The organism is Escherichia sp. MOD1-EC6475, assembly GCF_003046645.1.
GTDB classification, from domain to species: Bacteria; Pseudomonadota; Gammaproteobacteria; order Enterobacterales; family Enterobacteriaceae; genus Escherichia; species Escherichia ruysiae.
In genome coordinates this window covers 98139-112134 of sequence record NZ_PZKQ01000043.1, presented here as the reverse complement: position 1 = coordinate 112134, position 13996 = coordinate 98139, and the positions used below count along the sequence as shown (strand labels likewise).

The following is a 13996-nucleotide window of genomic DNA, read 5'->3' as shown; positions in this document are numbered from 1 at the left end:
CCAACTTGTGAAACGGGCACGGAAATCCGTGCCCCAAAAGAGAAATTAGAAACGGAAGGTTGCGGTTGCAACGACCTGACGTTCTGCGCCCCAGAAGCAGCCATAGGTATTAAAGCAGCTTGCGACATATTCACGATCGAACAGGTTGTTGACATGCAGCGCCACGTTGGAGCCAGCCATACCGACTCGCGCCAGATCATAACGCACTAACGCATCCACGACCGTATAACTTCCCACTTTAAAGGAGTTAGCCGGATCACCATAGCTGGAGCCAGTATAACGACCACCAGTGCCCAGCGTCAGACCTGAAAGTGGGCCGTCAAAGAAGGTGTAGTCAGCCCACAGAGAAGCCATGTGTTTTGGCACCTGCGCAGGCGTATTGCCTTTGTAGGTAGTATCGGTGGTGTATTCCGCATCGGTGTAGGTATAAGAACCCACCACGTTAACACTCGCCGACAACGCCGCTTTTGCTTCGATTTCTACGCCACGTGCGCGGATCTCGCCACCTTCAACCGAGAAGAAAGAACCCTCAGGGTCCGCCATCAGGTTATTGGTTTTGGTGAGATTATACAGTGCACCTGTCACCACAATTGGGCGATCTTCCGGCACATATTTCACGCCGACTTCGTACTGCTTACCTTTAGACGGTGCGAAAATATTACCATCCTTTCCGACCTGGGAAGAAGGTTCAAACGATTCGCTATAGCTGAAGTAAGGTGTTACACCATTATCAAACAGGTAGTTAACACCACCACGCCAGGTAAACTGTTTGTCATCACGTTTATCGGTCGTCCCGGCAACGCGGTTAAGAGACTCTTGATCCGCCCAGTCATAACGACCGCCCAGGGTGACCAGCACTTTATCCCACTGCGCCTGATCCTGAACATAAACACCCGTTTGTTTCTGCTTATTCAGAATGCGGTAAGGGCCGGAGTTTGCCGGATCTTTCGCATTGAAGTCGAAATCGGTATTCACTGGATTGTACAGATCGAGCAGCGGTACGGAGTCGTCGTAACCAAACCAGGCGTTGATGTCGTTACGCATACGCATGAAATCAACACCGGTCAGCAGGGTGTGGTCGATATCGCCAGTGGCAAACTTGCTCTGCAACTGGGTATCAACAGAGAAGTTTTGCAGTTTCTCATCATCAACGACGTATTTACGTGCCAGATAATGGCCTTTGTCCGCAGGCGCTAATGCCGCACATTGTTGGCTGTAAGCATTCGCCGGATCGGAGCAGACACCGTAACCATAAACGCTGTTTTGCGAGGTTTTGTTTTCCGCAAAGCGCAGGTTCTGACGCACGGTAAAGGTATCGTTAAATTCGTGGTCGAAGCTGTACCCTACCATCTTCTCATTACGAGAATAGGTGTTGTTTTTCGCGCCTTCGTTAAAGTCCGTCGGCAGACGCTTACCGTTCGGCAGCGGCTCAACGGTTCCCTCTTTTGGCAACCAGCCGTAATAACCGGTTTCCGGCTCGTTCTGGAAGTAAGAAAGGAAGGTGAAATTGGTTTTATCATCCGGACGCCAGGTGAACGCCGGTGCAATAGCATAACGCTGCTCTTCTGACCCTTTCTGCTGAGCATTGGCAGAACGCGCAAGACCGGTCAGGCGATAAGAGTAAACGCCGTCATCATCCAGCGCATCACTAAAGTCAAAACCGGTCTGGAACAGGCTGTCAGTACCGGCTTTAAACTGAACTTCTTTCAGAGGTTCGGTAGTCGGGCGTTTGCTGACCATGTTCAACAGGCCGCCAGGGCTGCTTTTACCGTAAAGCACGGAAACCGGGCCACGCATAATTTCAGCACGTTCCAGCATATACGGGTCAATGACCGCATCGTTATAGAAGTTACCCTGCAACTTCAGGCCGTTCAGATAGTTATTCTGGCTTTGGCCTTCTGCGGCAAAACCGCGAATGATCAGGTGGTCATAGGTGTTGGATGCGCCACGCGTACCAACAGAGACACCCGGCGTGTAGCTAAGTGCCTCTTTGACTGACTTAGGCTGATGCAGCGCCATCTCTTCGGCGGTTACAACAGAAATAGACTGTGGCACTTTTTGAATCGGCGTATCTGTTTTGGTGCCGGTAGCGGATTGTCGCGCTGCTATGGTAGCCGCCGGCCCCCACGCGCTTTCTTGCGGTGCAGGTGCTGCGGTAACGGTGATAGTGTCTTCTTTCGGTTCAACCGCTGCCTGTGCATAAACAGACATGCCGCTAACCGCTGTGGCTACTACAACTGCGATTTTACGCAGCGAGTGTTTTGGCTGAGCAGTTTTGTAACGCGCCATTGGTATATCTCTGATGTAAAGTGAATGATAACGTAAACGAGAATGATTATTATAAAGATAAGATAATATTCGAAAGGCTGACGGGTTCGCAAGCGGTACGCAATATGCGCGCCCCTGAAGGGTCAATAAACAATCAGATGAAAAGAAAGGGTTAATTGTTTAGGCGGGATGTTACTGAACTTGACTTATCTACGCCCTGTGTTCATTCACTCCACAAGGCGTAGTGATTTATTCCCCAGTCTACACAAGCAGCGTCAGGATAACGCTTTCAGAAGAAGCTGCGCGCGGTGCTCATCGCTCACGGCCTCCCAGGCTTCCGCGAGCTGAACGTGCGCTTGTTTACTGATATCTATAGAAACCGCCAGTCCTTCATCAACTTCCGGCGCCTGAGTGTTGTTCTCACTCTGTTCAATGGCACGGAAAATTGCTTCATTCATGGTGGCGGTATCGAGCGAACCCAGACGGCTTTTTAGTGCCTGAGCCGTAGAGGCAGAAACCCACATGCGGACGATCTCTTCATTCACCGGTTCACTCTGCACGCGAAAATAGCAAAGATTCTCGTCTGACGGCAGCGGCACGTCAAAATATGGCTGGATCTTGATACCCGCACTCGTCGTCACAGAATAGCGTTTCTGCTTTGTATCCCGGTCATATATCCACAAACTTTTGCTGGCCTTACGTGCCCCTTTAGCTGGAGTAACATTCCATACTGCTGTGTACTGCTCCGGATTTGGCGGGATCATCCGCTCTTCAAAATAGAGGAATTCCGTCAGACTATCCTCCCATAGCAGCCAGCCTGTACGCATATCAGGGGTCTTATGAGGTGCGGCATCTCTTACCGTTTGCGTTCGACGTTCAATAAGCTCTGCGTATTGCTGGAAGACGTCATGCATCACATCGTTAGCATCACGAGTGGTATCATCAATACGGATCGAACGCGTTGCAGCTGGGTGCATAAGCGTAGTACCGCAGACTGACTTGATCGGTCTGTCCCGCAGGCCTGCTATGCGCAAGAGTTTCATCTCCAGCCCCAATCCCTGATAATTGACATCAATATGTAAATTGCTCCAGCCACCATCGGGAATATTTTTTGCCAGGCAGTAAACGCGGCTCCAGTCGCCTTCCTCCAGCTTTCTGCCCATCATGGCGGCAACCTGAGTTGCCAACCACCGTTTAGCAAATACCTTTTCAGTATCAGTAAATGCTTGTAAGTATGCCATTACAACGAGTCCTTATTACCTTCCAAAAGAGCAATTGCCTGAGACCTGAAGGTCGCGAAGTCCAACATTTTCCCATGCAGTAAAAGACTTTCAGCCAGATATTCGCTGTAGAGAGTGCGATAGTCGATATCAGCCTCACGTTTAACGTGCAGATAAGGAAGCACGGGGATCGTACCATTTCGCTGGCTCAGAAATTCCTTAACTGAAATAGTTTTCGCCTCCGCCGTTGACACTGCCCGCTTGTTGCCATTTTCAACTTTACGACAATGCAGCATGAGATCAGCACCTGCGGTGTTATCGCTAACAAATTGCTTAAACGTACCGTGCTGCTTGTCGAAAATATCGATCCTTTCAATGGTAAAACCAGCATCCAGCACGGCATTACGCAGGCGATTCCAGATATCTTCCGAAGAGTTCATAAATACCAACACCATCCAGTGTCCAGGTCTTAGCACACGATAACTTTCAGCCAGACTCTGCGTCATTAATTCCTGATATCTGTTGGCATCCTTTTTTTGTACGCGATTAACTATGGCTTCATCCGTGGCATCCGTATAGGACATTAACCAGGACTCCCACAACATATTCATTTCGCTATAGTTAATGTTGGCTCCAAACGGCGGATCGGTGAAAATTAAATCAACACTATTATCCGGCAGAAACGAAAGATCGGTCGCAGAACCCGTTTTAACCTGACAACGACCAACGTAGGCTTTAGCCGTGGTTTCAAGGTGATCAATAATTGATCTGGCTTTGCGTTCGAAGGTCAAAAAGATATTTGCTTCATTGAAAATATAAGGGACATTAAAATTTGCCGTATTACCGCTGCCGCCCCAAAAACGGTACTCAGAAAGCCGGGTCACACGCTGATAGAGCGAAGTGAAAACAAAGCCGAGAAATGCGGCAATATTAGTATCTTCAACGCGATGAATCGCTTCCCACAACTGGCTCATCGCCGCCAGATTTCTGGCAGTATAAAAATGCTTTATGTTAGTCAGACCATGACGCTTGGGCTGTGCCAGATTCACTCCATCTGGCAGCTCGAAATCCGGGATGAACTCCTCAGCAAGATATTTGCCTGCGTCAATTGCGGCAATGAGCTTAAGATCGGCCTCCACAGGCGGCACCTCAGACTGAACTTTACCGCAGCATTTGTACCCCACAAGAACCGGCACAGGCGTCGTTCGGGCAAGGCGCGATTTTTTGACCTGATGATGGCAATGAGGGCACGGGAACTCGCGCAAAAATTTATGTTCACGCACAGTGTTACCGTAGCTACGGCATTCGTCCCAAAGCACAAACTCCTTACTACACTCGCTGCAAATGACTTTGTATGACCAGACAGTAAAGAGCAACTCCGCCTCTTTTCCACAGGTACGGCATTGCGTTGTGTAAAGGGTTTTGCGCAGATCCGCCAGACTCTCAGTAACTACTTTTACCGCCGCCGCGAGCGCAGCGGGATCGCATTGCGATGTAAATCGATTAGCGATAAAACTGGCTGCAGGTGACAGTTCATTGAGAATGACATCATGGCCGGTCGTCAGCGCCGCAACCCCTGTCATACCGCTTCCCGCAAAGGGATCAAGCACCAGTCCGCCTTCGGGCAAATATTTTTGCAGCACCTGGGCAATCCCTTGAGGCGGAACTTTGGTGTGATATGTATGCGCGTCATAAGTATACGTATTCTTTCCTGCTGAAACGCCCTCCGCTACAGCCTCTTTCACGGTCTGCGCGGCTTCAGGATGCGATGAAAGAATTTCAGCCAACTGGTATTCACCATTGCCCCAAAGTTCTCCTTTTTTAAGTCGGGAGAGCAGAGCCGGGCCCGGCTCATCGCGCAGCACAATCGTGCCTTCATATTTGTCGGCTGTGGTTTTTTTACGTATCCCACGAGAGGCGAATGTTCGTGTCGTATTCAGATTTGCAAGATCGATCGCCAGACCCGCATTGAGCTTCGCAAGTAGCTCATGCAATTCTTTTATCGTATCGGCACTGGGTTCAATATCTCCGCGAATCCAGCGAGTAACTGCAATGTAAGAAGTGCCGAGATACTGCGCCACGCCTTTCGGATCCAGGCCACTTAATGCCATAATTTCCTGCAATAATGCCTGATAGTGATTCTCAGGATGTGATACTTGCTGACCAGAGCGCATCATCTTTTGCCCCCCTCATTAATACCAATAACAACGTTGAGAGATACCTCATTAGCGTGCACTGCTATAGTCATTCACTATTTACCTTTTTGATTCGCTTTCTCATTAAGTCCGGCAAAGGCTGTGTCGATACGCTTTCATCGACCATTCTGAGAGGATGTCTTTTGGCATCAAAGGAAGAATGCTTCACGCAAAAAATATTTAAATTCATTGCGTTGAATATTAAACAGGTCAATTTCTTCTGATATTTGCATCCCACTAAATTTAGCAGGTTCCCTGTATCAACAGAGAACCTGCCATTAGTATCAACGCATTACTGCCTGAGAACGTTAATTACTGCCAAACATATCCTTGATCCAGCCTGCTACGCCGTCGCTGTCTTTCTGCTCCTGTTGCGCAGGCTGCTGCGGCTGAGAAGACTGATCAAACGGATTGCCCGACGGCTGCTGTTGAATCTCGCTTTGCTGGCACAACGAATCTGGATCGCTGGTCCATACTGGCAAAGTTCTCATACCACCGCTGCAAACAAAGTTACCGTCGTAGTCTACGCCCATATCCACAATATCCTCCGGCGGTACAAGATTCAGCGGCGTTGGCGTCTGGTTAGCCAGATAACGCTGGTAAATCGACATTGCCCCGCTGGCACCATACAGCTTAGTTGGCTGGTTGTTATCGCGGCCTACCCAGGTGATGGTCACCGTGCTGCCGTCAATGCCCGCAAACCAAGTATCAACGTTGTTATTGGTAGTCCCTGTTTTCCCTGCCAGATGCAGATTTGGATATTTAGCCCCAAGCTGACGACCCGTACCACGCTGCACAACCTGTTGCATGGTCCATAGTGTCAGATACGCCGCCTGCGCCGGAACAGCGCGTTCCGCCTGCGGGAAGCTCTGATAGAGCACTTTACCATCTTCAGCAATCACTGAACGCAGTGCAGAAAGCGGTGCGCGGTTACCGCCGCTGGCGATAGTCTGGAATGCCTGTGCCACTTCGATTGGCGTCAGGTTCAACGCCCCCAGCAGCATCGCCGGAACCGGATTCAGCTGATCTTTCGGCACGCCCAGCTTAATCCAGGTGTCCGTAACCGCAGGCAGCCCCAGCGCCATCCCCAGATTTACCGTTGGCACGTTCATCGAACGCGTCAGCGCATCCACCAGCATCACTCTACCGCTTTCGCTATAACGACGATCATCGTTCTGCGGTGACCAGACCTGACCGTTCGGCTGACGCAGCGCGATGGGCGCATCGGCAATCCACGTATTCAGGCGATAGATTTTCGGCTGGCTTAAGGCCGTCAGATAAGTCGCCGGTTTTGCCAGTGAACCAATCGAACGACGCGCCTGCATCGCACGGTTATAGCCCGCAAATTGCGGTTCCGAACCACCGACCATCGCACGAACTTCGCCACTAAAGCGGTCGACGACCACAATCGCCGTTTCCAGATCGCTCAACTTACGCTGTTTCTTCAGTGCCGGAATGCCTTCCACGGCAGCTTTTTCTGCCGCGTCCTGAGCTACCGAGTCAAAGGTAGTGAAGATCTTCACGCCGGAGAGATCTTTCACTTTATCGCCCAGTTTCGCCTGCAGCTCCTGACGTACCAGTTGCATAAAAGCAGGCTGTGGAGAGATTACCCCACCGCGCGGCTGAACGCCCAGCGGACGCGCACTCAACATGTCGTAGAGTTCTTGATCAATAATCTGCTGTTGTTGCAGCAATCGCAGCACCAGATTACGCCGCTCCAGTGCCAGTTTCGGGTTACGCCACGGGTTGTAAATTGACGCACCTTTCACCATACCAACTAGCAGCGCCTGCTGATCAAGGCTCAACTCTTCCACCGGACGCCCAAAGTAATACAGGCTCGCCAGCGGGAAACCACGGATTTCGTTGTCACCGCTCTGACCGAGATACACCTCGTTCATATACAGCTCAAGAATACGATCTTTGCTGTAACGCGCATCCATGATCAGCGCCATGTAAGCTTCGTTCGCTTTACGCCAGTAAGAACGCTCACTGGAAAGGAACAAGTTTTTCACCAACTGTTGCGTCAGCGTACTCGCCCCCTGCACCGTGCGTCCGGCAGTCAGGTTCGCCAGAACCGCACGTCCGATGGAGTAGAGGCTGATACCGTCATGCTCGTAGAAATGCCGGTCTTCCGTCGCCAGCAAGGTATCCACCAGCAGATCCGGGAAGCCACTGCGCGGCACAAACAGACGTTGCTCGCCGTTTGGCGAAGAGATCATCGTTATCAGTCGCGGATCAAGGCGGAAGAAACCGAACTGACGGTTGTTATCCATATTGACGATGGTCGCCAGATGATCGCCATCAAAGGTCAGACGCGCACGCACCTGCCCTTCTTTACTATCCGGGAAATCAAACGGACGGCGGATCATCTCAATGCTGTTAGCCTGCACGGTAAATTCGCCAGGACGGGTCATCTTCGACACCTGACGATACTGGGTTGCCTCCAGCAGTTTCACCATCTCGTTCTTGCTGATGGTCATGTCTGGCTCAAGGTTTACCATCCGACCATAAACTGCCGCTGGCAATTGCCAGACCTTGCCATCAATACGGCTGCGAATTTTTTGATCGAGATAAACCCCATAAACGGCGATTAACACCGCAAATACGATGCCCAGTTTCAGTAGCAGCCAGAGCCAGCCGCGTTTACCACGAGGCTTACGTCCTTTGCCTTTACCTTTGCGCGGCATCGGTTCTTCATCCTCATAGTCATCATAATCATCGTCATCTTCATAACGACGACGGCTTACCTTTTGTTTGACAGGACGCGTCGGTTTCCCTTTGCGTCCAATTGGCTCGCGGTCATTCCCGGCCATACTTTTTCTCCGCAATATTCAGGCGCAAAAGCCCGATTTTCTGTTCTTCCGTTGCAAGACAGAAGAAGATATCTCTCAAATTTTGTGCTCGATCGGTTCCCTCTCCCTTAAGGGAGAGGGAGAAAACCAACCTCACGAATACTTTTTCGTCCGGCGCGTCGGCGCGGTGTTGGCGGGGTCGTCCGGCCAGACATGTTTGGGATAACGCCCCTTCATCTCTTTTTGCACTTCGCGATACGCCCCTTGCCAGAAGGCGCTTAAATCACGCGTGATTTGCAGCGGCCTTTGGGCGGGTGAAAGCAGCTCCAGCACCAACGGCACGCGCCCCTGGGCAATCGTCGGATTGGTGGCTTCGCCAAACATCTCCTGCATTCTCACCGCCAGCACAGGGGGGTTATCTTCATGATAACGAATGGCGATCCGGCTTCCCGTCGGCACAGTGTAATGCGCAGGAAGTTCACTATCCAGCCGTTGCTGCATTCCCCAATCAAGTAATCCGCGCAGCGCCTGATAAATATCGAGTGATTTCAGACCTCGCAGTGAATGCACTCCGGCCATATGTGGCAGCAGCCACGTTTCCAGCGTCGCCAGCAAATTTGCCTCATCAACCGCTGGCCAGTCATATTCCGGTAGCCACTTCGCAGCACACAGCAAACGCAAACATAGCTGTTCCGCTTCCGGCGTCCAGTTAAGTACGCTTAGACCTTTATCGCGAATACCGTTGAGCATTGCATGATGTAATTCATCTTCCGACGGTTTCGCCAGCGGCTGTACTTTTACTGTGAGCTGACCAATCTGCAGCCGACGCCAGGCTTTCAACGTACCTTGAACATCGTCCCATTCAACGGTGTCAGATTGATATAGCAGCTGCGGGCAGCGTTGTACTAACTCATCAATATCGACCGGTAGCGCCAGTAAAATTCGCGCATCCGGCGAGGAGCTGCCCTGCAATAATAACGGCGCTACCAGCCATTCATGGCGGCTTAAGGCATCATCGGTGTCCAGCATCGCTCCCATGCCGTTCGCCAGTTGATAGCGCCCCTCTTGCCCACGGCGGCGAGCAATACGATCGGCAAACGCCCTGGCGAGAAGCGGCGCGATAAGCGAACTGTCTGCCTCGCCACCACGCACATTTAAGCGTTTTAACAGTTGCTGACTGCGTTGCTGCCAGGCCGGTTGATTGCGCGAAAACACCACACCCAGATCGCTATTCCCCATCCGTGGCGGCTCTTCGAGAATGGCGGCAATTTTTGCGGCGGTAGCGGCTTCGTCGTCGCTATTCGCACTCACCAGCATTGCCGCTAAACGCGGGTCGTTACCCAGCGTCGCCATGTTCTGCCCTTTCGAGCTTAGCCGATCACCGTCCAGCGCCCCCAGCATTTGTAACAGACGTTTCGCCGCCTGTAGATTCACCGCTGGCGGTTGATCCAGCCAGCTCATCTGAGCTGGATCGCTGCATCCCCATTGCAATAACTCCATCAGCAAACCGGAGAGATCGCTTTGTAAAATCTCCGGTTCACTTTGCGCGGCAGCGCGTTCTGCTTGCTCTTTGGCGATTAAATGCAGACAGATCCCCGGCTCCAGACGCCCGGCACGCCCGGCACGTTGCGTCATTGATGCCTGACTAACGCGTTGAGTGATCAGTCGCGTAAGCCCCGTGCGCGGATCAAAGCGCGCTACACGCTCCTGGGCGCTGTCTACCACCAGACGAATACCTTCAATAGTTAAACTGGTTTCAGCAATATTGGTCGCCAGCACCACTTTGCGCATTCCTTGTGGTGCGGGGAGGATCGCTTTTCGCTGATCGTTCAGCGACAACGTACCATACAGCGGGCAGAGCAGCACATCACTGCCGATGCGCGAAGCCAGTTGTTCCTGAACGCGCTGAATTTCTCCGACGCCGGGTAAAAATAGCAGTAATGATCCGCTTTCCTGACGCAGCAATTCAGCGGTAGCAACCGCAACGGCCTCGTCAAAGCGTTGATGAGCAGGCAGCGGCAAATAGCGGCGTTCAATCGGATAAGAACGTCCTTCAGAAACAACAACCGGCGCTTCTGGCAGCATCTGCTGTAAACGGTCATTATCCAGCGTAGCCGACATAATCAGCAGCTTTAAGTCATCGCGCAGCCCTTGTTGCACATCGAGTAACAATGCCAGCGCCAAATCCGCCTGCAAACTGCGTTCATGAAATTCATCAAGGATCACCATACCGACGCCGCTCAGTTCTGGGTCGCGTTGGATCATGCGCGTCAGTACACCTTCAGTAACGACTTCCAGTCGGGTATTCGGCCCCACGCAATTTTGTGCACGCATCCGGTAGCCAACCGTGTCACCAGGCTTTTCGTTAAGCAGCTCCGCCAGTCGTTGCGCAACGTTACGTGCCGCCAGACGCCGTGGCTCCAGCAGGATAATTTTTCCGTTAATGCCTGGATGCGCCAGCAGTTGTAGCGGCAGCCAGGTCGATTTCCCGGCTCCGGTCGGCGCGCTTAATAACACCTGCGGTGCGGTATCGAGAGCAGCAAGTAATTCAGGTAAGACGGCAGCAACGGGCAACGACGACACAAAACGCTCCTGAGGGTTAACATTCTTCGCGCCACATTGTAGCATCGCGGTAATTCATAACCGAGTGCCTCACATGTCTGAACCGCAACGGCTGTTCTTTGCCATCGACTTACCCGCAGAAATTCGCGAACAGATTATCCACTGGCGCGCCGCACAATTTCCGCCAGAAGCGGGGCGTCCGGTTGCCGCCGAAAATTTGCATCTGACGCTGGCGTTTTTAGGCGAAGTGAGCGCAGAGAAAGAGAAGGCGCTTTCTCTTTTAGCCGGACGGATTCGTCAACCGGGCTTCACTCTGACGCTTGATGACGCCGGTCAGTGGCTGCGTTCGCGCGTGGTGTGGTTAGGGATGCGCCAGCCACCGCGCGGCTTAATCCAGTTAGCAAATATGCTCCGTTCGCAGGCCGCTCGCAGTGGTTGTTTTCAAAGCAATCGACCGTTTCATCCGCATATCACCTTATTGCGCGACGCCAGCGAGGCGGTGACAATCCCGCCGCCTGGTTTTAACTGGTCATATGCGGTGACGGAGTTTACCCTCTACGCCTCCTCGTTTGCACGTGGGCGCACACGCTACACGCCGCTAAAACGCTGGACACTGACGCAATAACAAGGGTTGTCACAATGAAATTTTCACCCCCTCTACAACGCGCCACGCTGGTTCAGCGTTATAAACGCTTTTTAGCCGATGTGATCACACCCGATGGCCGCGAATTAACGCTACACTGCCCTAATACAGGTGCGATGACCGGTTGTGCAACGCCTGGCGATACCGTCTGGTATTCCACTTCCGACAACACAAAACGGAAATATCCACACACCTGGGAATTGACCCAAAGCCAAAGCGGTGCATTTATTTGCGTCAATACACTTTGGGCAAACAGGTTGACGAAAGAGGCTATCCTCAATGGGGTTATTTCGGAACTGTCAGGCTATAGCTCGCTGAAAAGCGAAGTAAAATACGGCGCCGAGCGCAGTCGTATTGACTTCATGTTACAGGCGAGGTTTCGACCTGACTGCTATATTGAAGTGAAATCGGTTACGTTAGCGGAAAATGAACAGGGATACTTTCCCGATGCAGTCACTGAACGAGGTCAGAAACATCTTCGGGAGTTGATGAGCGTAGCAGCTGAAGGTCAGCGTGCAGTGATTTTTTTTGCCGTGCTGCATTCAGCCATTACACGGTTTTCACCCGCGCGCCACATCGATGAGAAATACGCGCAACTATTGTCAGAGGCTCAACAGAAGGGGGTAGAAATTCTGGCTTATAAAGCGGAACTTTCTGCTGAAGGCATGGCTCTTAAAAAATCACTGCCGGTTACATTGTAGTAAAGTAAGTAACTGGTTAATTTACATTCTGGTCGCGTGCGCAAATACGCTTTTCCTCACACAGTTGTCAAGTGTTACGTTTAGATAATTGCTATCCGGAAAAGCATCTGCTATTTATAGCGGCCTCATTTTTCCCCCGAACATGGGGATCGATAGTGCGTGTTAAGGAGAAGCAACATGCAAGAAGGGCAAAACCGTAAAACATCGTCCCTGAGTATTCTCGCCATCGCTGGGGTGGAACCATATCAGGAGAAGCCGGGCGAAGAGTATATGAATGAAGCCCAGCTGGCGCACTTCCGTCGTATTCTGGAAGCATGGCGTAATCAACTCAGGGATGAAGTCGATCGCACCGTTACACATATGCAGGATGAAGCAGCCAACTTCCCGGACCCGGTAGACCGTGCAGCCCAGGAAGAAGAGTTCAGCCTCGAACTGCGTAACCGCGATCGCGAGCGTAAGCTGATCAAAAAGATCGAGAAGACGCTGAAAAAAGTGGAAGACGAAGATTTCGGCTACTGCGAATCCTGCGGTGTTGAAATTGGTATTCGTCGTCTGGAAGCGCGCCCGACAGCCGATCTGTGCATCGACTGCAAAACGCTGGCTGAAATTCGCGAAAAACAGATGGCTGGCTAATTACAGCCGTTCCATCACGTTTACCACAGGCGGGAAATGCTCCCGCCTTATTTTTTGTTCAACGAGATGACAGACACACACTATATTGGTCGCTTCGCCCCCTCTCCTTCCGGCGAGCTTCATTTTGGCTCTCTGATTGCCGCGCTTGGTAGCTATCTACAGGCACGCGCCCGGCAAGGTCGCTGGCTGGTACGCATTGAAGATATCGACCCGCCTCGTGAAGTTCCCGGTGCCGCAGAGACAATCCTGCGCCAGCTGGAACATTACGGTCTGTACTGGGACGGCGATGTTCTCTGGCAATCGCAACGTCATGACGCCTATCGCGAAGCACTCGCCTGGTTACGTGAGCAAGGGCTAAGTTATTACTGCACCTGTACGCGTGCGCGTATTCACAGCATTGGCGGTATTTACGACGGTCATTGCCGTGAATTACATCATTCCCCAGAAAACGCAGCAGTACGCATCCGCCAGCAGCATCCGGTCACCCAGTTTACCGATCAGCTGCGCGGTATTATTCACGCTGACGAAAAACTGGCGCGGGAAGATTTTATTATTCATCGCCGTGACGGTTTGTTCGCCTATAACCTGGCAGTGGTGGTTGACGATCACTTCCAGGGCGTGACAGAAATTGTCCGTGGCGCAGATTTGATTGAACCGACGGTGCGACAAATCTCGCTGTACCAGCTTTTTGGCTGGCAGGTGCCAGATTACATTCATTTGCCGCTGGCGCTTAACGCACAAGGCGCTAAACTTTCCAAGCAGAATCATGCGCCTGCGTTGCCGAAAGGCGATCCTCGCCCGGTGTTAATCGCCGCGCTTCAATTTCTGGGTCAGCAGGCAGAAACACACTGGCAGGATTTCAGCGTCGAGCAAATCCTTCAGTCAGCCGTCAAAAACTGGACGCTGACCGCCGTACCTGAGTCGGCAATTGTAAATTCAACATTCTCAAATGCGTCATGCTGAGCTATGATTAGCCGCTATT

9 protein-coding genes are annotated in these 13996 nt (G+C 51.8%); 4 read left to right on the top strand and 5 right to left on the bottom strand.

The features are described 5' to 3' along the window. Positions 1–45 precede the first annotated feature (45 nt). From fhuA to hrpB, 5 genes are all read right to left on the bottom strand, one after another. Complete coding sequence (gene fhuA, locus A7589_RS14465; protein WP_000135210.1) at positions 46–2289, bottom strand: ferrichrome porin FhuA; 2244 nt, start codon at positions 2287–2289, stop codon at positions 46–48. A 254-nt stretch (positions 2290–2543) separates the two neighbouring features. Then, a complete protein-coding gene (locus tag A7589_RS14460; RefSeq protein ID WP_000323818.1) occupies positions 2544–3509 on the bottom strand; it encodes a hypothetical protein in 966 nt (321 codons plus the stop codon). Further along, positions 3509–5665 (bottom strand): DNA methyltransferase, encoded by a 2157-nt coding sequence (locus A7589_RS14455; RefSeq protein ID WP_000986360.1) that lies wholly within the window; start codon positions 5663–5665, stop codon positions 3509–3511. Before A7589_RS14455 ends, A7589_RS14460 begins: the two co-directional genes overlap by 1 nt. 326 nt (positions 5666–5991) lie before the next feature. Continuing rightward, positions 5992–8496 carry a bifunctional glycosyl transferase/transpeptidase gene (mrcB, locus tag A7589_RS14450; protein ID WP_000918199.1) on the bottom strand — a complete coding sequence of 835 codons (2505 nt, stop codon included), beginning with the start codon at positions 8494–8496 and terminating at the stop codon, positions 5992–5994. A gap of 132 nt (positions 8497–8628) precedes the next feature. Further along, a complete protein-coding gene (gene hrpB, locus A7589_RS14445; RefSeq protein ID WP_108188901.1) occupies positions 8629–11058 on the bottom strand; it encodes an ATP-dependent helicase HrpB in 2430 nt (809 codons plus the stop codon). Positions 11059–11131: 73 nt separating this feature from the next. Between hrpB and thpR the strand changes: the two genes are divergently transcribed. The 4 genes from thpR (at position 11132) to gluQRS (ending at position 13977) form a co-directional block, all read left to right on the top strand. Continuing rightward, positions 11132–11662 carry an RNA 2',3'-cyclic phosphodiesterase gene (gene thpR / locus A7589_RS14440; protein ID WP_001294671.1) on the top strand — a complete coding sequence of 177 codons (531 nt, stop codon included), beginning with the start codon at positions 11132–11134 and terminating at the stop codon, positions 11660–11662. 14 nt (positions 11663–11676) lie between these two features. Beyond that, positions 11677–12381 carry a DNA/RNA nuclease SfsA gene (gene sfsA / locus A7589_RS14435; protein WP_000672748.1) on the top strand — a complete coding sequence of 235 codons (705 nt, stop codon included), beginning with the start codon at positions 11677–11679 and terminating at the stop codon, positions 12379–12381. A 177-nt stretch (positions 12382–12558) separates the two neighbouring features. After that, positions 12559–13014: an RNA polymerase-binding protein DksA gene (dksA, locus tag A7589_RS14430; RefSeq protein WP_001155227.1), complete on the top strand. Its 456-nt coding sequence runs from the start codon at positions 12559–12561 to the stop codon at positions 13012–13014. Between the two features lie 66 nt (positions 13015–13080). Further along, on the top strand, positions 13081–13977 hold the full coding sequence (gene gluQRS, locus A7589_RS14425; RefSeq protein ID WP_032147816.1) for a tRNA glutamyl-Q(34) synthetase GluQRS: 897 nt from the start codon (positions 13081–13083) through the stop codon (positions 13975–13977). Positions 13978–13996 lie beyond the last annotated feature (19 nt).